Origin of the sequence: Actinoplanes lutulentus (genome assembly GCF_003259845.1) — a bacterium.
GTDB classification, from domain to species: Bacteria; Actinomycetota; Actinomycetes; order Mycobacteriales; family Micromonosporaceae; genus Actinoplanes; species Actinoplanes lutulentus.
The window spans coordinates 1-20,818 of record NZ_QLMJ01000012.1 but is presented as its reverse complement, the minus strand read 5'-3'; the positions used below and the strand labels follow the sequence as shown (position 1 = coordinate 20,818).

The window sequence follows — 20,818 nt, the reverse complement described above, 5'->3', positions numbered from 1 at the left end:
GCTTCGGTGCATCTGTGGCCTCCCGGCCCCCTGCATCGACGCCAAGCTCGCCGTGAACCCACCGCCGGCTCATCAGCACCCGCCGAACGCCGCACCCGAGGACCCGCCCCCACCGCCGGTCCTCCCTCCGCCAGTTCAGCGACACCAGGCCAACCAGCCGTCGCCAGCCAGATACCACCGCCGTGATGCTCCGGGCCAGCAAGGAGGGCCGGCATGACGGCCGAGGACCACACCCACGTCCGGCCACAGTGGGACTGCCGGGTCTGCGGCCAGCCCTGGCCCTGCCCGGAGGCACGGACCGGGCTGCTCGACGAGTACCGCGTGTTCCCGTCCCTGCTGAAGATCTATCTCACGGCGCTGATGTACGACGCCCTCGACGACCTGACCGTCAACGGTGAGTCGCCGCCGAACCTCTACGAGCGCTTCCTCGCCTGGGCCCGGAAACGCTCCCGCTGACACCCGAGGTGATCGAGTCCTGGCATGCCAGGACTCGATCACCAGGAGGCTAGGCCGAGGGCGCGGCAGAAAATACGATGGCAACCGATGCGTATTCGCCAGATGCACGAAGCCCTGCCGCCCGCGCTGCGCGAGGCGGTGGACGACTTCGGGCATCATCTGGCCGGCGTCGAGAACCGTTCCGAGCACACCGTGCGCGCCTATCTCGGTGACGTGGTCTCGATGCTCGACCACGCCGTGCGCGAGGGCCGGATCACCCTCGCCGACCTGGACATCACGGTGCTGCGCGGGTGGCTCGCGGCCCGGCTCAGCGGGGGCGCCGCGCGTACCTCGCAGGCTCGCCGCGCGGCTGCCGCACGCGCCTTCACCGGCTGGGCTCATCGCGCCGGTCGCGCGCCCGGCGACCCGGGCGCCCAGCTCGCCAGCCCGCGCGCGCACCGGGACCTGCCGACAGTGCTCCGCGCCGACCAGGCCGAGGCGATGATGACGCCTGCGGCGCCAGACCCATCAGAGAACCAACCCCTTTCGGTACGCGACCGCGCGGTCCTCGAGATGCTCTACGCCACTGGGGTACGCGTCTCCGAGCTCTGCGGCCTCGACCGCGCCGACGTCGACCACGGCCGGCAGGTCGTCCGCGTCTTCGGCAAGGGTGCCAAGGAGCGGGCCGTTCCGTACGGGCATCCGGCGCGCGACGCCCTCGACGTGTGGCTGCGGGTGGGCCGGCCGGAGCTCGCCGGGCGGTACAGCAAGGACGCCCTCTTCCTCGGCACGAAAGGCGGCCGCCTCCAGCCGACAGTGGTCCGCCGGATCGTGGCCGGTGCCGCCCGGTCCGCCGGGTTGCCGCACACCAGCCCGCACGATCTGCGGCACTCCGCGGCCACCCATCTGCTGGACGGCGGCGCCGATCTTCGCGCGGTGCAGGAACTGCTCGGGCACAGCTCGCTGTCGAGCACACAGATCTACACCCATGTGTCGACCGAGCGGTTGCGGTCGGCATTCAAACAGGCGCACCCCCGAGCCTGACGACGTACGATCCGATTCATGAGCGCCGAAGATCCGCCACGGTCCATCCCCGGCGCTCGGCTGATGTTCACGCTGGACCCGGCGGTGTCCTATCTGAACCACGGCGCGTTCGGCGCTGTCCCGATCACCGTCCAGCGCACCCAGCAACGGCTGCGCGACGAGATGGAGGCGAACCCGCTCCGGTTCTACGGGACCGGGCTGGCCGACCGTGTGATCCACACCCGACGGCACCTGGCCTCGTTCCTCGGCGCCGACCCGGACGGCAGCGCGCTGGTGCCGAACACCACCGCCGCCGTCTCGCTGATCCTCCAGTCGATCCGGTTCCAGCCGGCCGAGGAGGTCCTGCTCACCGACCACTCGTACGGGGCGGTGACGATGGCGGTCCGGCGGCAGTGCCGGCGCTCCGGGGCCACCGCGCGTACCGTGGCGATCCCGCTCGGCGCGACCGACGCCGAGGTGGTCTCCCGGATCCGGTCCGCGCTGCGCCCCGGCCGGACCCGGCTGCTGGTGGTCGACCAGATCGCCTCGGCCACCGCGACCGTCTTCCCGGTACGCGACATCGTGGCCGCCGCCCGTGAACACGACATCCCGGTGCTGGTGGACGCCGCTCACGTGCCCGGGATGCTGCCGGTCGACGTGGCGGCGATCGGCGCCGACTTCTGGGTCGGCAACCTGCACAAGTGGGCCTGGGCACCCCGGGGCACCGCGCTGCTGAACGTGGCACAGCAGTGGCGGCGCCGGATCGACCCGCTGATCGTCTCGTGGGACCAGGAGGAGGGTTATCCCCTCGCCGTCGAGTCCCAGGGCACGATCGACTACACCCCGTGGCTGGCCGCTCCCACCGGCGTTTTCACCCTCCGCACCCTCGGCTGGGAATCGGTACGGGATCACAACGCCGCGCTGGCCGCGTACGGACAACGGGTTGTGGGTGAGGCCCTCGGCCTCGCGCCCTCCGATCTGCCCGGCCACGACGGACCGGGGATCGGGATGCGCGTGATTCCGCTGCCCGCGGGCCTGGCGACCACGTCGCCCGAGGCGCTCGCGCTGCGCCAGCGGATCGCCGACAAGCTGGCGGTGGAGACCTCGGTAAACGCGTGGGGCGGACGCGGGCTGCTCCGGCTGAGCGCCCAGGTCTACAACCGCCCGGAGGAGTACCAGCACCTGGCCGAACACCTACCGGCCCTGCTGGCGGCCTTCCAGCGGTAACAGCCGGACGCGGCCCAGGCCGAGCAGCGCCAGCGGATCCAGGTACGCGTCACCGCGGCGCAGTCCCCAGTGCAGGCAGACCGGCTCGGGACAGCCCGGGTGACCGATTTCGATCGTGCCGAGAGGATCACCGGCCACGACCTGATCGCCGATGCCGACCACCGCGGTCACCGGCTCGTAGGTGGTCCGCAGACCGCCGGCGTGCGCCACGCTGACCACACCGCGACCGGCGATCGTGCCGGCGAAGAGAACCATCCCCGCGCCGGCCGAACTCACCACGGCACCCGGTCGCACCGCGAGATCAGCGCCTCGGTGGCCGGCCAGCCACGGCTGCGGGGGCGGGTCGAAATGCCGCACCACCCTCGGCGAGACCACCGGCCAGCGGTAGACCGAAGGCGCCACGGGCAACGAGAGCAGGCTGATCAGGGCAGCCACGAACCACGACATGCCGGCCAGCGTGCCCGGCATCGCCTTGGCCCGCGACCGCCCCTGTGGACAACCGCGGGCTGTGGAAAACCGTCAGCCGCCGAAACCGGGCTCGTCCGGCAGGGAGATGTCCGGCTTTTCCAGCTCCTCGACGTTCACGTCCTTGAACGTCATCACCCGCACGTTTTTCACGAAGCGGGCGGGACGGTACATGTCCCAGACCCAGGCATCGTGCATCTCGACCTCGAAGTACACCTCGCCGTCGGAGTTGCGCACATGCAGGTCGACCTGGTTGGCCAGGTAGAACCGGCGCTCGGTCTCCACGACGTAGGAGAACTGGCGGACGATGTCGCGGTACTCCCGGTAGAGCTGGAGCTCCATCTCGGTCTCGTACTTCTCGAGATCCTCTGCGCTCATCGTTTCTCGCCCTCCATGGCCTTATCTTCCACCACCGACGCCGGTGGCTGAGGCTGTCCGCCCGACGCCACGCCGACGGTACCCTCAGCTGCTCCCGGAAGCAGCAGCGGCTCGGTAACAGCCGCGTCGGAAGACGCGGTTTCGTCGAAACTAACGACTGCGTCGAACAGCGTGGGTACGGCCGCCGCCGGCTCGGCCGGGCGGCGCGCACGGGGCGGCCGGTTTCCCCGGCCGGACGCCGCGGCGACGTTCACGTACGAGAACCGATGCTCGGCGCACGGCCCGTGCTTCGTCAACGCGGCAGTGTGGTCATCGGTGATGTAACCCTTGTGCACGGCGAAGCCGTACAGCGGGAATTCCGAGTCCAGCTCCACCATGAGACGGTCCCGGGTGACCTTGGCCAGCACGCTCGCCGCCGCGACGCAGGCGGCGACCCGGTCACCTTTCCACACGGCGAGGCCCGGAGCTCCGAGGCCGTCCACCGGGAAACCGTCGGTCAGAACATAGTCCGGCCGGACCGTCAGTGATGCCAGCGCCCGGCGCATCGCCGCGAGGTTGCAGACGTGCAGGCCACGGGCGTCGACCTCGGTCGGCGGGATGATCATCACGGACCAGGCCAGGGCTTTCGCCACCACCTGCTCGTAGACGCGCTCGCGGGCCGCCGCGGTGAGCAGTTTCGAATCGGCCAAGCCGGGGATCTCGCCACGCTTGCCCTCGGGCAGGATCGCGGCTGCTGCCACGAGCGGGCCGGCGCAGGCGCCACGGCCGGCCTCGTCAGCGCCGGCCACGTGCCGGAAGCCCCGGCGTTGCAGGGCCTGCTCCAGCGCGTACAGCCCGGCCTCGCGGCGGACCACGGTGCGCGGTGGTGCCAGCATTTACCGGCCCCTTTCCACCGTCGTGGCGCGCAGCAGGCCGGCCAGGCCGTCCGGGAAGATCTGCTCGGTGCTCGACTCGATCTCGGCGGCCGACCACCAGCGGTGCTCGGTGATGGTCAGCTGCTCGTCCGCGGTCATCCCGGCCGTGTCGACCTGCCACTCGGAGACGCGCAGGACGAAGAAATCCTGGTCCTGACGGTAGTGGCCGCCGTCGTACTCGAACTCGGCCACCTCGTGCCAGACCGGGCCGTCGAGGTCGCCGGGCCGCGCGCGCAGCCCGGTCTCCTCGAAGAGCTCGCGGACGGCCGCCTCGGCGACCGTCTCACCCGGCTCCAGGCCACCGCCGGGAGTGAACCACCAGCGCATGCCCGGACGGGCCGGATCGCCGCCGTGCAGCAGCAGAACGCGCCCGGCCCGGTCGAGCAGCAGGACGCGGCCGGCGCGGCGGTCAATCACGGTCACGGGACCAGCCTATTGCGCTCGCGGTCGAACCGGCGAACCGGTCACTGCCCCGAGGCGTTCGGAATCGTCTCGTACTCATCCGGCACGGAGAGCCAGGTGGCGCGATTCGCCGGCCAGAAGATGGTGAACGCGCGCCCGACAACCGACTCGATCGGGACGGTCGCGTCAGCGAGCTTGCCGGCCTCGTCGGTCGCGCTGCTCTGCTCGTAGTGCTCCAGGGAGTCGCCGCTGGCCTCGCGGTGGTCACCCATCACCCAGATCCGGCCGGCCGGCACGGTGATGTCGAAGTTCTGATCGGCCACCTGGTTACGGGTGCCGTCGTCCTCGGTGTAGATGTACGACTCGTCGAGCGAGACGCCGTTGATGACCAGGCGCTGCTCGCTGTCGCAGCAGACCACGTTGTCACCGGGGGTGCCGATGACCCGCTTGATGAAGTCCTCGCCCTCGGTGCCGGACTGCCACTCGGACGGCGCCTTGAAGACCACGATCTCGCCGCGACGCGGGTCGCGGAAGTCGTAGACGAGCTTGTTGACCAGGACCCGGTCCCACACGTTGAGGGTGTGTTCCATCGACGGGGACGGGATGTAGAAGGTCTGAAGCACAAAGGCGCGGACCAGAACCGCCACCAGGATCGCTACACCCAGCAGAATGGGGAGCTCGCGCCAGAACGACCCTTTGCGCTTTTCGGTTTGCTCGTCAATCACGCTCGGAGCCTACGTCGTCGAGTCACGAACGACATGCCGGAACGCGCGGATAAAAACACGCCGAGCCCGAGCGGCAGAACCTCGGTCGCCACGATCGGATCCGGCTCCCGGCGCTGGGCCGGCAGGCCCGCGGCAGCGGTCGGATGATCCACCTCGAACTGTTTCCACACGTCAGGAACGTTGAGGCTGGTGAACCGATCACTCGGCCAGACCACCACGAACGCCCGGCCGATGACGTTCTCGATCGGCACCGGACCCTGGCAGCGGGCATCCTGGGAAACCGATCGATGGTCACCCATCACGAACATCTGCCCGGCCGGGATGACCACCTCAGAGAACCGGCGGCTCGTGCACTGCCCCGGGATCGGTGGCTGGTTCAGGTCCGAGTTGAAGCCCTCGGAGATGTACGGCTCATCGATGCCGATCCCGTTCACGGTGATCCGCCCCTGCTCGTCGCAGCAGGCCACCTTGTCACCCGGAAGGCCGATCACCCGTTTGATGAAGTCGCGCTCGCCGGGCCGGCTGACGCCGACCAGGTCGCCGATCGTACGGCCGAGTTTCGCGAGGAAGGTGTTGCTCACCGTCTCGGTCACCTCGGGCGCCCAGTCGTCGGTGCCGCGGAACACCACGATCTCGCCACGCAGCGGGTCACGCATGTCGTAGACGACCTTGTTGACCAGGACCCGGTCCTGGATCTCCAGCGTGTGCTCCATCGAGCCCGACGGAATGTAGAACGCTTGGACCAAGAATGTCCGGATCAGCACGGCCAGGCAGAACGCCACCACGAGCAGCAGAGGCAGCTCCTGCCAGAGCGGCATCTCCTTACGCCGGATCATCGACCGGCGTCGTCGGGACGGCGTATAGCCTTCCATCGGTTCCACGCTTCGCATCTCCTGCCGTCGCCCGGCCGAACCGCCCCCGGATACAGCACTACCGCCCGAGTTTCCCGGCTAGGGAAAGTTACGGGCGGTAGGACTGAAAAGGTTCATCAGAACCGTCCGGTACAGGCGCAAGCGTAGTTCGCCCGCGCCTTGCGTGCCGGACCCGGTCGTCCGTCAGACGGACTGCTTCTCGCGAAGCTCCTTGATCTTGGCCTTCTTGCCACGGAGCTCACGCAGGTAGTAGAGCTTGGCGCGGCGCACGTCACCACGGGTCAGGACCTCGATGCGGTCCAGCGCCGGGCTGTTGATCGGGTAGGTCCGCTCGACACCGACGCCGAAGCTGATCTTCCGGACCTTGAAGGTCTCGCGCAGGCCGGAACCGTGGCGGGCGATCACCACACCCTGGAAGACCTGGACACGGGAACGGTTACCCTCGACGACCCGGGCGTGCACCTTGACGGTGTCACCGGCGCGGAAGTCGGGGTTGTCGGTGCGCTGCGACTGGGCGTCGAGATCGTCCAGCGTGTTCATCGCTGCATCCTCGTACTAGAGGCGCACCGGGTGTCGGTGCGCGGTGGGTGATTCTGATCCCCCGCCACTCCAAGGGATCCTCGCCTCGACCCGCGGCGCGGGTGGAGACGGCAACCTCACTACTCTGCCACACGGCCCGGCGGGATCTGAAATCCGGCCTCTAGCAGCGCCTTCCGGTCCTTCTTGTCCAGATTTTCCGGAGGGTAATCGGCCCACATGTCCGGGCGCCGGGTCAGCGTCCGCAGCATGCTCTGGTCGCGCCGCCAGCGGGCTATCCGGCCGTGGTCGCCGGAGCGCAGCACGTCCGGGACCTCGCGGTCACGCCACGACACCGGCTTCGTGTAGACCGGGGCCTCCAGCAGGCCGGCCGCGTGCGACTCCTCGGTCAGCGAATCGGCGTTGCCGAGAACACCCGGCAGCAGCCTGGTGATCGCTTCCAGGATCACGATGACCGCGACCTCGCCACCGAAGAGCACGTAGTCACCGAGCGAGACCTCGCGGACCGGCATCCGGTCCGCGGCCTCGTCGATCACGCGCTGGTCGATGCCCTCGTAACGGCCGCAGGCGAAGACCAGGTGGTCCAGGCCGGCGAGCTCGTGCGCGCCGGCCTGGGTGAACGGCTTGCCCACCGGGGACGGGACGACAAGCGTCGCGCCCGGCGATCCGACCGCGTCCAGCGCCTGGCCCCACGGCTCCGGACGCATCACCATGCCCGGGCCGCCGCCGTACGGGCTGTCGTCCACCGTGCGGTGCACGTCGTGGGTCCACGTCCGCAGGTCGTGCACGGAGAGGTTCAGCGTCCCGGTCGTCCGCGCCTTGCCGATCAGCGACAGGTCCAGCGGGGCGAAATAGTCCGGGAAGATCGAGATGATGTCGACCTTCACAGATCCAGCAGGCCTTCCGGTAGGTCGACGACGATCCGTCCACCGGCGATGTCCACGGTCGGGACCATCACGGTGACGAACGGGATGAGAGCCGTCCCACCGCCGGTCTTCTTCAGCACGATCAGGTCCGAGGAAGGCGCGTGGTCGATCCGCAGCACGGTCCCGTGCTCGGTGCCGTCCAGCGACTCCACCCGCAGGCCGATCAGCTGGTGGTCGTTGAACTCTTCAGGATCCTCCGGCGGCGCCACACCGGCGCTGTCCACCTGGAGGAAGACGCCTCGCAGCTCCTCGGCGACGTTGCGGTCGGCGATGCCCTCGAAGACGGCGATGCCGCGGCCCTGATGCCAGCGGATCGACTCGAGAGTGAGCTGTGCGGGAACTTGGTAGCGAACCCCTTGTTCGGCAGGCGCGCCCGCCGGGCCGGTGCTCACCCGGCGGTCCCGGGGGACCTCCGTGATGAACACCGAACCGGCGGTGAAGCGTGCCTCGGGTTCGTCGGTCCGCACGACAACCGAGACTTCGCCCCGGATCCCGTGCGGCTTACCGATCTGGCCGACGACGAGCAGCATCTGAATCAGTACGCGTCGACGATGTCGACGCGAATGCCGCGCCCGCCGATCGAGCCGATCACCTGACGCAGGGCCTTGGCCGTCCGTCCGCCGCGCCCGATGACCGTTCCCAGGTCCTCCGGGTGCACGCGAACCTCGAGCCGCTTGCCGCGGCGCGAGTCGACCAGCCGGACCCGGACGTCGTCCGGGTTGTCGACGATGCCCTTGACGAGGTGCTCCAGCGCGGGCCGGAGCGCCCCGTCAGCTTGCGTCGGCGCCGGCACCGGCCGGGTCCTCTGCCGTCTCGGCCACAGCCTCGCGGTTCGGCTCGGCGGCCTCGACGGGCTTCGACTCCGCGGTCTTCTCGGCCTTGGCGCCCTTCTTCGGGGTCGTGGCCGGCTTAGTGTCGGCGAGACCGGCAGCGGCCTTCGCTTCTTCCTGGTAGATCTCGGTCTTGTTCTGGCGGCTCGGGGCAACCAGAAGCGGCGGCGGGGCCGGCAGGTTCTTGAACTTCTGCCAGTCGCCGGTCTTCTCGAGGATGCGCTGCACGGGCTCGCTCGGCTGCGCGCCGACGCTCAGCCAGTACTGCACGCGCTCGGACTTGACCTCGATGACCGAGGGGTGTTCCTTCGGCTGGTAGATGCCGATGTACTCGATGGCGCGACCGTCACGCTTGGTGCGCGAGTCGGCGACGACGATGCGGTACTGCGGGTTGCGGATCTTGCCCATCCGCAGGAGCCGGATCTTAACGGCCACGGTGTTTTCGCTCCTGATAAGTACGTGGGTGAGCCGACCGGAACCCACGTGGGGACATGGGGCCGATGCCTCGTGGACTGGCGTCGCGATCAGGGGTTAGAGGGCGCCTGACGCGTGCCGGATACCAACAAGCCATTCTGCCAGATGAAAGGCCGGTTAGCCCAACCGGGTCGTCACAGTGCCGGCGGCCGTTCCCAGCCGGGCGGAATCCCGGCGGGTGCCGGCCATGCCGGGTCCGGGCGGAAATCGGTCCAGGTCCCGTCGAAGGGGAACTCTCCGGCCTCGATTTTCTTGATCACCCGGCGGCCCTCGGCCCAGACCGCGTCCGGGTCCGGCACCCAGTAGTGCTCGGGCAGGGCCAGGCGCTCGGCGAACTCGTCCTCGTCCTTCCACCGCCAGCCGCGGTCCGGACCGGCGACCACGTCCAGGTCCTGGTCCACCACGTCGACGCCGGCGATCTCGCCGTCGTCCCAGCGAACCCCGTGCTCCTCCAGGTTCACGTACCACTCGCGGAACGCGCCCTCGTCGGTACGGAAGAACCACACCGAGTGCTCGCCCTCGGCCGGCAGGAACATCAGGATGCCGGGGCCGGCCCAGGTCGCCGGGGCCAGGTGGCGCTCGGTGACCGACCACTCGGCGAACGTCATGTCACGCACGCCCCGGCCGTCCACGGCCACCAGGTTGAGGACGGCCGAGCCGCGGGCCAGCCAGAGCAGCAGCCCGCGCTCGTCGTCGGAGATCACCCGGCAGGGCCGGACATGGACCAGCCGGCCACCCGAGAAGTTGCGGTAGAGGACCGGCCGGCCCGGTATGAAGACCATGCTCAGTAGGAGCGGCCCAGGTACGCGATCAGGTCCGGCTCGTCGTCCGACTCCGGCATCGTGCCGTCCTCGCGGGTCAGGCAGCGGACCGTCACGGCCTTGCCGTTCGCTTCCTTCTCGCCCGCTTCGCCGACGGCCGACCACGGCACCCGGGCGAACCCGGTCTGCGACGCCTCGATCGCCTCACCGAGGGTCTTCACGTCTACCGTGTGCTCCACCCGGAACGCCAGCGCGTCGTCGTACATCCGCTGCTGGTCGGCCTTGAGCGCGCTGGTGACCGCGCCCACCACCTCGGCGAGCGGGATCGGCGACTTGGTGCCGTCGATCCGGCGGGCCACCGTCACGTTGCCGGTCGCCAGGTCACGCGGGCCGACCTCGACCCGGATCGGCACACCCTGCAGCTCCGCGTCGACGGCACGACGGCCGAAGGGGATGTCCACGCGGTCGTCGAGCTTTACGCGTACCCCAGCGGTTTTGAGGTCCTCGCTCAGCTTGGCCGCCGCTTCGGTGACGCCCTCGCCTGCCTTGACCACCATGATCTGAACCTGGATCGGCGCGAGGCGCGGCGGAAGCCGCAGGCCGTTGTCGTCGCCGTGCACCATGATCAGACCGCCGACCATCCGGGTCGACGTGCCCCACGAGGTGGTCCAAGCGTGCTCGACGGTGCGGTCCGCCGAGGAGTAGGTGATGTCGAACGCCTTCGCGAAGTTCTGGCCGAGCTCGTGCGAGGTGCCCATCTGCAGCGCCTTGCCGTCGCGCATCATGGCCTCGACGGTCATCGTGTTCGTCGCGCCGGCGAAACGCTCACCCTTGGTCTTGCGGCCCGGGATGACCGGGATCGCCAGGATGTCCTCCATGAACGCCTGGTAGACGTTGTGGTGGATGTCCCGGGCGTGCTCGCGGGCGTCCGCCTCGGTGGCGTGCGCGGTGTGACCCTCCTGCCAGAGGAACTCGGTCGTCCGCAGGAAGGTGCGCGGCCGCAGCTCCCAGCGGACCACGTTCGCCCACTGGTTCAGGAGCAGGGGCAGATCACGGTACGAGTCGACCCACTTGGCCATGAACTCGCCGATCACGGTCTCGCTGGTCGGACGGACCACCAGCGGCTCGGCGAGCTCCTTGCCACCGGCGTGGGTGACCACGGCGAGCTCCGGGGAGAAGCCCTCCACGTGGTCGGCCTCGCGGCGCAGGTAGCTCTCCGGGATGAAGAGCGGGAAGTACGCGTTCTGCACGCCGGCCGCCTTGATGCGGGCGTCCATGTCGGCCTGCATGCGCTCCCAGATGGCGTACCCGACCGGCCGGATCACCATCGTCCCGCGCACCGGGCCGTTGTCGGCGAGCTGCGCCTTGGCGATCAGGTCCTGGTACCAGCGGGGAAAGTCCTCCGCGCGGGGAGTGAGCACACGAGCCATGTCGAAGAATCCTAGTCGTGACGCCGCGCAACCATCCGGGCGGGCATCCCGTGTCCCTTTCTGTGAAGGTCGACTTCGACATGTTCTACCGGGACACATCCCGGCGGCTGCTTCGATACGCGTACGGCCTGACCGGTGACCCGGCCGAGGCACAGGACCTGGTTCAGGAGGCGTACGCCCGCGCGTGGCAGCGCTGGCGGCGGGTCTCCGGGTACGAGGATCCGGAGGCCTGGCTGCGTCTCGTGGTGAACAGGCTCTCCACCGACCGATGGCGGCGATTGTTCGTCCGCCGTGACCACGCCACGGCCCAGCCACCCGGCCCGACAGTGCCACCACCGTCGGAGGACGTGGTCCTGCTGGTCCAGGCCATGCGGACGCTGCCGGCCGCGCACCGGCGGGCGCTGGCCCTGCATTACCTGCTGGACCGGTCGATCGCCGAGATCGCGGTGGAGACCGGAGCCTCGGCCGGAACCGTCAAGTCGTGGCTGTCGAGAGGGCGGGCCGGACTGGCCGCCGCCCTGCATCGGGAAGAGATCCCGGAAGGAGCTCGTCGTGGCCGCTGATCTGGATGACATCTTCACCGCGATGGGCCGTCAGGCCGACGTCCTCCCGCTGGCCGGGCCGGACGCCGCGCGCCGGATCGGGCGGCGCCGCAACCGGAACGCGGTGATCGCCGCGGCCGCCACGGTGCTGATCGTCGTCGCGGGCGCCGGCGCCGGCGTCGCCTGGCGGCACGACCCCTCCCCCGAGCCCATCCTGCCGGCGAACACCATCCGCGGAATCGCCCCGATCGGGTCGCCCCTGCGCCTGCACGGGCCGGCCGACGAAACCATGCTCAGCATGATCGCCATCAACGACGACCGGGTCTCGGTCGCGTCCGGGGGCTTCGAGAACGACCCGCTCGAGGTGATCGGGGTGGACGCCCGGAGCGGCGCCAAGGTCTGGGATGCCGGCCGGCTCAACGCGATCGAGATGAACGGGCCGGTCGCGGTGCCCGGCGGCATGGTCCTCTACGACGGGCCGGACCTGAGTGTCCGCGACCCGGAGACCGGCGCCGAGCTCTGGAAGACGGTGGACCCGGCCAACGGCGACGTCGTGGTCGGCGACGGGGTGCTGGTCCGGGTCAACGTCGGCGGCCTGTCCGAGGGTTTCGCGCTGCGCACCGGCAAGAAGCTCTGGTCCGTACCCGCCTCTGGCGACGACCGCCCCCGCCACTCGATCGGTTTCCTGGAGAACACCACCAGGCGGAGCCTCCATTTCAGCGACGACCGGTTCGCGCAGCTCACGCTCGGCGGCACGGTGCTGGTCCGGGACATCCACACCGGAAAGATCCTGAAGTCGGTGGCGACGACCGTCCGGCCGAAACTGATGACCGGCTTCAGCGTCTCCGGCGATCTGGCGCTGATCAAGGACACGGTCGGATATCTCGACAAACCGTCCCGGCTCGTCGCAGCCGACGTGTCCACCGGGAAGGTCCGGGATCTCTACTCGATCAGGACCGGCCTCATGCGGGACGCCGCCCCGTGCGGAACGGGTCGGATCTGCGTGGCCTCCACCGAGGGATACACCAGGGACGGCGGCCTGAACCCGGAGACCGTCAAGGTGATCGACACGACGACTGGCCGGATCCTCTGGACGGCCCAGTTCGGGGACGCCCTGCTCTCGGCGTCCAGCCGGGCCGGGCGGGTCCTGGTGACCAGCGCGAGCGGCTCGGCGAGCCTGTACGACGTGGACGGCCGGGTGATCGCCCAGGGTGGGGACACCTTCGGCCACATCGGCCAGGGCTGGATCGACGACGCGAACGTGCTGCTGCAGACCCCGACGGCCAAGGGGTACGACATCACCACGATCTCGGCCGTGGACGGGAGAAGGACCACGCTCGGAACGCTGTCCGCGGTCAACGCCGAGTGCACGTGGACGAGCGAGATCCTGGCGTGCCGGGACGGCGCCGAGCTCAAGCTGTGGCGATTCGAGCGGTGAGCCCGCTTACCTGATGACGGCGCCTCGCAGCACGATCCGGCGGGGCGCCTTCACCACTCGCAGGTCCACCCGCGGGTCGGCGTCGTAGACCACGAGGTCCGCCAGGCCGCCCTCGACCAGTCCCGGGAAGCCGAGCCACTCCCGCGCCTTCCACGACGCCGCGGCGAGCACCGCCTCCGCCGGGATCCCGGCCTCGTGCAGGTAGAGCATCTCGTCGGCGGCCAGCCCGTGCCGGATGCCGCCGCCCGCGTCGGTGCCGACGAAGATCGGGACGCCGGCCTCGTGGGCGGCCAGCACCACTGATGGGAATCGGTCGCGCAGGGCGATCATGTGGTCCGCGTACCCATCGAATTTGCCCCTCGCCGAATCGGCGATGTTCCCGAAGGTCCGGATGTTGATCATCGTGGGCACCAGGGCGGTGCCGCGCCGGGCCATCTCGTCGATCAGGTCCAGCGTGAGGCCGGTGCCGTGCTCGACCGAGTCCACCCCGGCCTTCACCATGATCTCCACGCCCTCCTCGGAGAACGTGTGCACCGCGGCCCGGGCCCCGGCCGCGTGCGCCGCCTCGACAGCGGCCGCCATGGTCGCCGCGTCCCAGCTCGGCGCCAGGTCACCGACACCGCGGTCGATCCAGTCGCCGACCAGTTTCACCCAGCCGGTGCCGGCTTTCGCCTGCGCGGTCACCGCGGCGGCCACCTCGTCAGCAGCCACCTCGACACCGATGTCCCTCAGGTATCGGCGCGGCGCGGCCACGTGCCTCCCGGCCCGCGCGAGGCGCGGCACGCCAGGTTCGTCATCAAGTTCCGGGTACGGGTACGGCGAACCGGCATCCCGCAGAGCCAGAACGCCCGCGTCCCGATCGATCGCGGCCAGCTCCCGAGCCTGGTCAAGCCCTTGAATCGGCTTCGCCCCATACGCGATCCCGAGGTGACAGTGCGCGTCCACCAGCCCGGGCACCACAAACCCGCCGTCGCTGATCGTCTCGGCGTCAGCGACGGGCTCGAACGTGACCCGATCGCCGACCAGCCAGATGTCCCGGACTTCACCGTCCGGCAGGACCGTCCCACGCACATGCAACGCCATGGAACAGTCCTACCTGATCACCCGTTCAGCTGTCCGGCCGGGCCACCGCCCGGATCCGATCTCGCCGGCGCGTCCAGGCCGGGAGATCGAGCGTGATCTCCCACGGGCAGTCGACGGTGACCAGCTCATCGGTCTGGATCAGCTGCTGGTAATCCCCGCCGGGACCCAGCGCGAACTGGGTGAGCGTGACGCGCTCGGCCAGCGGGTCGACGATCCAATAGTTGCGGATGCCGACGTAGGCGTACTTCTTCAGCTTCTCGTCGCGATCGAATTTCTTCGACGACTCCGAGATCACCTCGACGACGAGCGGAACGTCGTCCGGTCGAACCGGCGACCTCCCCGCGCCCTCCTCGTAGATGAGCACGACATCCGGTCGCAACTCGTTGCGCCGGTCCAGCAGGACCGCCTGCTCGCCGTTGACGAGAACGCCTTCCGGACAGCGCTCCTCGCTCGCGACAGCGATCCGGAAGGCGATGAACTGGTGGATGGGCAGGGCGAGGGGAGACACAACGAGCCTTCCGTCGATCAACTCGTATCGAAGATCCTCGGGAAGGTCTGCGATGTCGTCGACGGTCAGATCCCGCCGCGCCAGGAGCGCGGCGAGATCAACGTGAAGGGTGACGCTCATCGATTCCTCCTCGATGGGACTCACCCCTCACGGTACTAGGCATGAAGCAGGTAGCGCCATGCCACGTTTCAGCGTTTGTCGTCCTTGGGCTTGTTCAGCTTGTTGAAGTCGAGTTTCGGCAGCTTGAAGCCGGGCGGCATGCCTCCGCCGCCCAGGGCGCCCGGGTCCATGCCCGGCGGGAGCTGCGGCATTCCGCCGCCCGGGAAACCGGCCGGCATGCCGCCGCCACCGCCGCGCGGGCGGTTGCCGCTCTTCGTACCCTTGCGCTTGTTCTTCGGGCTCTTCGTCGCGGAGCGGCGGCCGCCGGGGAGGCCCATCATGCCGCTCATCTGCTTCATCATCTTCTGTGCGTCGGTGAAGCGGTTGAGCAGCTGGTTCACGTCCATCACCGTGACGCCGGAGCCGTTCGCGATGCGCAGGCGGCGGGAGGCGTTGATGACCTTAGGGGTGGTGCGCTCCTGCGGGGTCATCGAGCGGATGATCGCGGTGACCCGGTCGAAGTGGCTGTCGTCCAGCTCGGCCAGCTGGTCTTTCATCTGGCCCATGCCCGGCATCATGCCGAGGATGTTGGCGATCGGGCCCATCCGGCGGACCGCGATCAGCTGGTCGAGGAAGTCCTCCAGCGTGAACTGCTCGCCACCGAGCAGCTTGTTGGTCATCTTCTCTTTCTGATCCTCGTCGAACGCCGCCTCGGCGGTCTCGATGAGGGTCAGGACGTCGCCCATGCCCAGGATCCGGCTGGCCATCCGGTCCGGGTGGAAGACGTCGAAGTCCTCCAGTTTCTCACCGGTGGAGGCGAAGAGGATCGGCTGGCCGGTGACGTGCCGGACGGAGAGCGCGGCACCACCGCGGGCGTCGCCGTCGAGCTTGGAGAGCACCACGCCGGTGATGCCGACGCCGTCGCGGAACGCCTCGGCGGTCTGCACCGCGTCCTGGCCGACCATCGCGTCGATGACGAAGATGACCTCGTCCGGGTCGACCGCGGCGCGGATGTCGGCGGCCTGCCGCATCATCTCGGCGTCGATGCCGAGACGACCGGCGGTGTCGACGATGACGATGTCCTTGGCGGTGCGCCGGGCGACCTCGATCGAGTCTTTCGCGACCTTGACCGGGTCACCGACACCACTGCCCGGCTCGGGGGCGTAGACGTCGACGCCGGCCCGGCCACCCACCACCTGGAGCTGGTTGACAGCGTTCGGCCGCTGGAGGTCGGCGGCGACCAGCAGCGGCTGGTGCCCCTGGGTCCGCAGCCAGCGGGCCAGCTTGCCGGCGAGCGTCGTCTTGCCGGCGCCCTGGAGGCCGGCGAGCATGATGACGGTCGGCGGCTGCTTCGCGAACACGAGGCGCCGGCCCTCGCCACCGAGGATGTTGATGAGCTCCTCGTGGACGATCTTGATGATCTGCTGCGCGGGGTTGAGCGCCTGGGAGACCTCAGCGCCGCGCGCCCGCTCCTTGAGGCTGGCGATGAACGCCTTGACCACCGGCAGCGCCACATCGGCCTCCAGCAGCGCGAGACGGATCTCGCGCGCGGTGGCATCGATGTCGGCGTCGGTGAGTTTGCCCTTACCGCGGAGCTTGGTGAAGATCCCGGACAGGCGGTCACTCAAGGTGTCAAACACAGTGCGACATCCCGGTCAGTTGTAGTTGGCGTTCGCCACCAAGCCTAGCCGCACCGCCCCAGCCTCACCTGTTCCGCATGCGGTAGGTCTTGGCCGCTGCCTCGATGCGCCGCTGAGTGCGGGTCCCGGGCGCCAGCTCGCGCTTGATCCGGGCGTAGAGCCACGCTCCGCCGCCGACCACCAGCGCACCCACGATCAGGTAGTACAGGAACCCGCCGAGCAGCGAGCTGGCCACCCAGCCCACCACGATCACACCAGCGATCAGTGCTGCCAGAAACGCCACTGCCTTGCCCATCTCGGCCTCCCGCCGTCGTCGCGTTGCCGCTTTCCACCATGCAGTGCGCACGCAACAACCCGCATCGGCCGTGACCCCTATCCGTTCCCCTAGGGGTGGGCTCTCTCGCAAACAGCCACAAGAAGCCCATGAACCACGTATACCGCATTTAAAGGGTGCAACTCCTGATATAGACCGCAACTTCCGTCTCGTCTGGCGCGTTGAAGCGCTCGGCGGACATGCGGCGAGAGGACGACGGCGTGACCCTGCGGCAGATCCTGCGGCTGACCCCCTGGGCAGTCCGGCGACGGATCTTCACGTCGGCCGAGAAACACCTGCTGCCCCGAGTCGCTCCGGAACGGCGGCTGGGCTTGGCGCGTACCCTCATGCCTCTCGCACCCAGCCGGATGCCGCGGCGATCAAGGGTGACCAGCGGCGGGGTGCTGCGAGTGCGCGGCGTCGCCGCGCGAGTGGCGAACGCGGCCTCACCCGCCGAGGTACGCCGGGAGAACCTGGACCGGGTCGCACAGGCCCTCGACGCGGCCGGCATCGACTGGTTCCGGCTGCCCGCGCCCACACCGCTGAAGACCGTGGTGGCGGTGCCGGAGTCCGGCCGGGAACGCGCTCTCGAACTGCTGCGCGAGCTCGCCGGGCGTGACCAGGGACGGCTCCGCACGGTCCTCGAAGCCGGGCGGGGGAACACCCAGGTCGTCTCGGTCCACTGGCCGGTCACCGACCCGGACGGCAGCATGCTGCTCGGCGCCGAGTACGCCTGCGAGATCGAGTTCTGGCGCGAGTCGGGCCGCAAGCTGATCGCTCCCCGGCGCAACCCGGTCGCCGACACGATCTCCGCCGACGAGCCGCCGATGATCGCTCCCGAGCCGGTCTTCGGCCCGTTCAGCTCCCCCGACGACGTGACCGGGTACCGCACCCGCGAGATCTTCACCGCTGTCGACCCGGACCGGATCGAGTTCCCGATCGACGTGGTCTACACCTGGGTCGACGGTGACGACCCGGCCTGGCAGCGCCGCAAGGCCCGCGCCCTGGAGAACAACCCCTGGGTCACCGGTGTCAACGCGCAGGCCGCGAACGACTCCCGGTACGCCAGCCGCGACGAGCTGCGGTACTCACTGCGCGCGCTGCACAGCTTCGCGCCCTGGATCCGCCGGATCTTCCTGGTCACCGACGACCAGGTGCCGGCCTGGCTGGACATCGGCAACCCGAAGATCACCCTGGTCAGCCACCAGGAGATCTTCGGTGACACCGGGACCCTGCCGACGTTCAACTCGCAGGCGATCGAGTCCCGGCTGCACCGCATCCCCGGGCTCGCCGAGCACTTCCTGTACCTCAACGACGACGTGATCCTGGGTCGTCCGATCACCCCGGACCTGTTCTTCACACCGGGCGGGCTGACCAAGTTCTTCCCGTCGAAGGCCCAGGTCGACGTCAAGCCCCGCGGTCCCGGCGACCGGCCGGCCGACTCGGCGGCGAAGAACAACCGCAAGCTCATCGAGCAGGCCTTCGGCCGGGTGCTGACCCGCAAGATGAAGCACACGCCGCACCCGTCGCGGCGCAGCGTCATCGACGAGATCGAGGCCCGGTTCGCCGAGCACGTGACGGCGACCGCGGGACACCAGTTCCGGCACCCGGACGATCTGTCGCTGCTGTCGTCGCTGCAGCAGTACTACGCGTACCTGACCGGCCGGGCCGCCCCCGGAAAGATCAAGTACCTCTACACCGACCTGGCCCAGCCGGTCACCGCGCTGCGTCTCGCCCGGCTGCTGCGTTTTCGCGACGTCGACGCGTTCTGCCTGAACGACGTGGACGTGGCCAGCGCCGCGAAGGCCGATCAGGAAGCCATGCTCGCCGACTTCCTGCCGCTCTACCTGCCGTTCGCCTCGCCGTTCGAGCTGCGCCAGCCACGGCCCGCGACAGCCCCGGCCACCCGCGCGGTCACCGCACCGCGCCAGCCCGGCGTCGGCGAACGTCCCGTCCCACCCACCGACGTGGCGCTTCCGCCCGTCGCCTGACCAGCAAGGAGTCTTACCGTGAGCTACGACGTAGTCATCCTCGGGCTCGGTTACGTCGGGCTGCCGCTGGCGCAGCAGGCGACCCGGGCCGGCCTCACCGTCCTCGGCTTCGATGTCGACGAGACCGTGGTCCGCGCCCTCGCCGACGGCCGTTCGCACGTGGACGACCTCAGCGACGACGATGTCGCAAAGATGGTGGCCGAGGGCTTCCTGCCGACCACCGACGAGACCCTGATCGCGCAGGCCCGCACCGCGGTGATCTGCGTACCGACGCCGCTCTCCGAAGGTGACGGGCCGGACCTGCGCGCGGTCCTCGGCGCCACCTCCGCGGTCGGGCGCAACCTGCGCCCCGGCATGCTGGTCGTGCTGGAGTCCACCACGTACCCGGGCACCACCGACGAAGAGGTGCGCCCGCGGCTGGAGCAGCTCTCCGGCCTGACCGCCGGGATCGACTTCCACCTGGCGTTCTCCCCGGAGCGGATCGACCCGGGCAACGAGGTCTACGGTCCGCACAACACCCCGAAGGTGGTCGGCGGCTACACCCCGTCGTGCACGTCCGCCGCCGCCGGGTTCTACGGCCGGTTCATCGAGACCGTCGTGCCGACCCGCGGAACCCGGGAGGCGGAGACCGCGAAGCTGCTCGAGAACACGTACCGGCACGTCAACATCGCGCTGGTCAACGAGATGGCCCGGTTCTGCCACGAGCTCGACATCGACCTCTGGGACGTGATCCACGCGGCGTCGACGAAGCCGTTCGGGTTCCAGGCGTTCTACCCGGGCCCGGGCGTCGGCGGCCACTGCATCCCGATCGACCCGAACTACCTCTCACACAACGTGCGCAGCAAGCTCGGTTATCCGTTCCGGTTCGTCGAGCTGGCCCAGGAGATCAACACGACGATGCCGGCCTATGTGGCCCGCCGTGCCCAGAACCTGCTCAACGCCGATGGCCAGGCTGTCCGCGGTGCCACCGTGCTGCTGCTCGGGATCACCTACAAGGCGAACATCGCCGACCAGCGCGAATCGCCGGCCGCTCCCCTGGCCCGGCAGCTGGCCGCACTCGGCGCGACGGTCGCCTATCACGACCCGCACGTGCGGACCTGGGATGTCAGTGGGGTGCCGGTCTCCCGTACCGACGACCTGGAAGGCGCCGCCGCGTCCGCCGACCTGGTCATCCTCGTGCAGAACCACCGCGAATACGACCCGGATCACCTGGCCCGCATCGCGAAGCGCTTCTTCGACACCCGAGGCGTCACCACGGCGCGCGAGGCGCACCGCCTTTAAACCCCTTCTTGGGTACGCGCGGAGCACTGCTTGGGTACGCGCTCAGAGCCGAGCCGGGAGCTCACAGTGGGTTCCCGGCTCGCCGGGCCTGGCGCCCACGGTGAGCTCCCGCCCCGGCGCGCCGGCGGCCCACCGTGTGCTTTCGTCCCGGCGCGCCGGCGGCCCACCGTGTGCTCCCGTCTCGGCGCGCCGAGGGACCACCGTGTGTCCTCGTCCGCCTAGTTGGATTCCACGGATACGCGGCCACCGCAACGACGATCAGCGGGAACGAGATCGCACGTAACGCACGGCCGGCGTTGCTGAGGACGCACGCAACGACAACGTGCGACTTCATCCACGCCAGGGCCGAGACACGAGCTCACACACGCACTATGTGAGGCCTCATCACCGCCATGGGCCCCTTACGTGTGCCGACACCTCGGTGCCGAGGGTCACGTCCACCGAAGTGGTGTATGACCCGGACTTTCCGGGACGAAAGAGGCGGCCACCGCAGATCCTTCGGATTGTCTAGATCAGAAGGAGAG

The 20,818-nt window shown here is 69.4% G+C and carries 24 protein-coding genes; 7 read left to right on the top strand and 17 right to left on the bottom strand.

Translation table 11 applies throughout. From position 1 onward, the window contains the following. Positions 1-213 precede the first annotated feature (213 nt). The 3 genes from B0I29_RS24275 to B0I29_RS24265 all read left to right on the top strand — a co-directional run bounded on the left by B0I29_RS24275 (position 214) and on the right by B0I29_RS24265 (position 2,685). Positions 214-456 (top strand): hypothetical protein, encoded by a 243-nt coding sequence (locus B0I29_RS24275; protein WP_111651370.1) that lies wholly within the window; start codon positions 214-216, stop codon positions 454-456. A gap of 87 nt (positions 457-543) precedes the next feature. Then, a complete protein-coding gene (locus tag B0I29_RS24270; protein WP_111651369.1) occupies positions 544-1,479 on the top strand; it encodes a tyrosine recombinase XerC in 936 nt (311 codons plus the stop codon). 18 nt (positions 1,480-1,497) lie between these two features. Then, entirely contained in the window at positions 1,498-2,685 is a 1,188-nt protein-coding gene (locus B0I29_RS24265) for an aminotransferase class V-fold PLP-dependent enzyme (RefSeq protein ID WP_111651368.1), read from the top strand. Here the strand turns inward: B0I29_RS24265 and B0I29_RS24260 are convergent. From B0I29_RS24260 to proS, 13 genes are all read right to left on the bottom strand, one after another. Then, positions 2,653-3,132: a murein hydrolase activator EnvC family protein gene (locus B0I29_RS24260; RefSeq protein WP_111651592.1), complete on the bottom strand. Its 480-nt coding sequence runs from the start codon at positions 3,130-3,132 to the stop codon at positions 2,653-2,655. The two genes, B0I29_RS24265 and B0I29_RS24260, sit on opposite strands and share 33 nt — an antisense overlap. 72 nt (positions 3,133-3,204) lie before the next feature. Continuing rightward, positions 3,205-3,528 (bottom strand): DUF2469 domain-containing protein, encoded by a 324-nt coding sequence (locus B0I29_RS24255; protein WP_067505225.1) that lies wholly within the window; start codon positions 3,526-3,528, stop codon positions 3,205-3,207. After that, a complete protein-coding gene (locus B0I29_RS24250; RefSeq protein ID WP_111651367.1) occupies positions 3,525-4,403 on the bottom strand; it encodes a ribonuclease HII in 879 nt (292 codons plus the stop codon). The genes B0I29_RS24255 and B0I29_RS24250 overlap by 4 nt, the downstream gene beginning before the upstream one ends. Continuing rightward, positions 4,404-4,865, bottom strand: a complete 462-nt coding sequence (locus tag B0I29_RS24245) for an NUDIX hydrolase (RefSeq protein ID WP_111651366.1) — start codon at positions 4,863-4,865, stop codon at positions 4,404-4,406. Between the two features lie 41 nt (positions 4,866-4,906). Further along, complete coding sequence (lepB, locus tag B0I29_RS24240) at positions 4,907-5,569, bottom strand: signal peptidase I (RefSeq protein ID WP_111651365.1); 663 nt, start codon at positions 5,567-5,569, stop codon at positions 4,907-4,909. Continuing rightward, positions 5,566-6,459: a signal peptidase I gene (gene lepB / locus B0I29_RS24235; protein WP_111651364.1), complete on the bottom strand. Its 894-nt coding sequence runs from the start codon at positions 6,457-6,459 to the stop codon at positions 5,566-5,568. The genes lepB (B0I29_RS24240) and lepB (B0I29_RS24235) overlap by 4 nt, the downstream gene beginning before the upstream one ends. Before the next feature lie 165 nt (positions 6,460-6,624). Then, complete coding sequence (gene rplS / locus B0I29_RS24230) at positions 6,625-6,981, bottom strand: 50S ribosomal protein L19 (RefSeq protein ID WP_111651363.1); 357 nt, start codon at positions 6,979-6,981, stop codon at positions 6,625-6,627. Between the two features lie 119 nt (positions 6,982-7,100). Then, positions 7,101-7,865 carry a tRNA (guanosine(37)-N1)-methyltransferase TrmD gene (gene trmD / locus B0I29_RS24225; RefSeq protein WP_111651362.1) on the bottom strand — a complete coding sequence of 255 codons (765 nt, stop codon included), beginning with the start codon at positions 7,863-7,865 and terminating at the stop codon, positions 7,101-7,103. Then, the gene (rimM, locus tag B0I29_RS24220; RefSeq protein ID WP_181557967.1) at positions 7,862-8,431 is read right to left on the bottom strand and encodes a ribosome maturation factor RimM; all 570 of its coding nucleotides are present in this window, start codon (positions 8,429-8,431) and stop codon (positions 7,862-7,864) included. Before rimM ends, trmD begins: the two co-directional genes overlap by 4 nt. 8 nt (positions 8,432-8,439) lie before the next feature. After that, the gene (locus B0I29_RS24215; protein WP_111651360.1) at positions 8,440-8,697 is read right to left on the bottom strand and encodes an RNA-binding protein; all 258 of its coding nucleotides are present in this window, start codon (positions 8,695-8,697) and stop codon (positions 8,440-8,442) included. Beyond that, the gene (rpsP, locus tag B0I29_RS24210; protein ID WP_111651359.1) at positions 8,675-9,169 is read right to left on the bottom strand and encodes a 30S ribosomal protein S16; all 495 of its coding nucleotides are present in this window, start codon (positions 9,167-9,169) and stop codon (positions 8,675-8,677) included. Before rpsP ends, B0I29_RS24215 begins: the two co-directional genes overlap by 23 nt. Before the next feature lie 173 nt (positions 9,170-9,342). Then, positions 9,343-9,990, bottom strand: coding sequence for a ribonuclease FAU-1 family protein (locus tag B0I29_RS24205; protein WP_111651358.1), 648 nt, complete (start codon positions 9,988-9,990; stop codon positions 9,343-9,345). 2 nt (positions 9,991-9,992) lie between these two features. After that, complete coding sequence (gene proS, locus B0I29_RS24200; RefSeq protein ID WP_111651357.1) at positions 9,993-11,399, bottom strand: proline--tRNA ligase; 1,407 nt, start codon at positions 11,397-11,399, stop codon at positions 9,993-9,995. Between the two features lie 80 nt (positions 11,400-11,479). Between proS and B0I29_RS24195 the strand changes: the two genes are divergently transcribed. Beyond that, positions 11,480-11,962, top strand: a complete 483-nt coding sequence (locus tag B0I29_RS24195; RefSeq protein WP_111651591.1) for a SigE family RNA polymerase sigma factor — start codon at positions 11,480-11,482, stop codon at positions 11,960-11,962. Next, on the top strand, positions 11,952-13,379 hold the full coding sequence (locus B0I29_RS24190; protein WP_111651356.1) for an outer membrane protein assembly factor BamB family protein: 1,428 nt from the start codon (positions 11,952-11,954) through the stop codon (positions 13,377-13,379). Before B0I29_RS24195 ends, B0I29_RS24190 begins: the two co-directional genes overlap by 11 nt. A gap of 6 nt (positions 13,380-13,385) precedes the next feature. Here the strand turns inward: B0I29_RS24190 and B0I29_RS24185 are convergent, their stop codons facing one another. The 4 genes from B0I29_RS24185 to B0I29_RS24170 form a co-directional block, all read right to left on the bottom strand. Further along, positions 13,386-14,462 carry an amidohydrolase family protein gene (locus tag B0I29_RS24185; RefSeq protein WP_111651355.1) on the bottom strand — a complete coding sequence of 359 codons (1,077 nt, stop codon included), beginning with the start codon at positions 14,460-14,462 and terminating at the stop codon, positions 13,386-13,388. A 25-nt stretch (positions 14,463-14,487) separates the two neighbouring features. After that, positions 14,488-15,090, bottom strand: a complete 603-nt coding sequence (locus B0I29_RS24180; protein WP_221402022.1) for a Uma2 family endonuclease — start codon at positions 15,088-15,090, stop codon at positions 14,488-14,490. A 68-nt stretch (positions 15,091-15,158) separates the two neighbouring features. Next, positions 15,159-16,709: a signal recognition particle protein gene (ffh, locus tag B0I29_RS24175; RefSeq protein ID WP_111651354.1), complete on the bottom strand. Its 1,551-nt coding sequence runs from the start codon at positions 16,707-16,709 to the stop codon at positions 15,159-15,161. A gap of 64 nt (positions 16,710-16,773) precedes the next feature. After that, positions 16,774-17,004, bottom strand: coding sequence for a hypothetical protein (locus tag B0I29_RS24170; RefSeq protein ID WP_111651353.1), 231 nt, complete (start codon positions 17,002-17,004; stop codon positions 16,774-16,776). A 239-nt stretch (positions 17,005-17,243) separates the two neighbouring features. Here B0I29_RS24170 and B0I29_RS24165 point away from each other — a divergent pair, with 239 nt between their 5' ends. Continuing rightward, positions 17,244-19,013 carry a stealth family protein gene (locus tag B0I29_RS24165; RefSeq protein ID WP_245972717.1) on the top strand — a complete coding sequence of 590 codons (1,770 nt, stop codon included), beginning with the start codon at positions 17,244-17,246 and terminating at the stop codon, positions 19,011-19,013. An 18-nt stretch (positions 19,014-19,031) separates the two neighbouring features. Next, entirely contained in the window at positions 19,032-20,294 is a 1,263-nt protein-coding gene (locus B0I29_RS24160) for a nucleotide sugar dehydrogenase (protein ID WP_111651352.1), read from the top strand. Positions 20,295-20,818 lie beyond the last annotated feature (524 nt).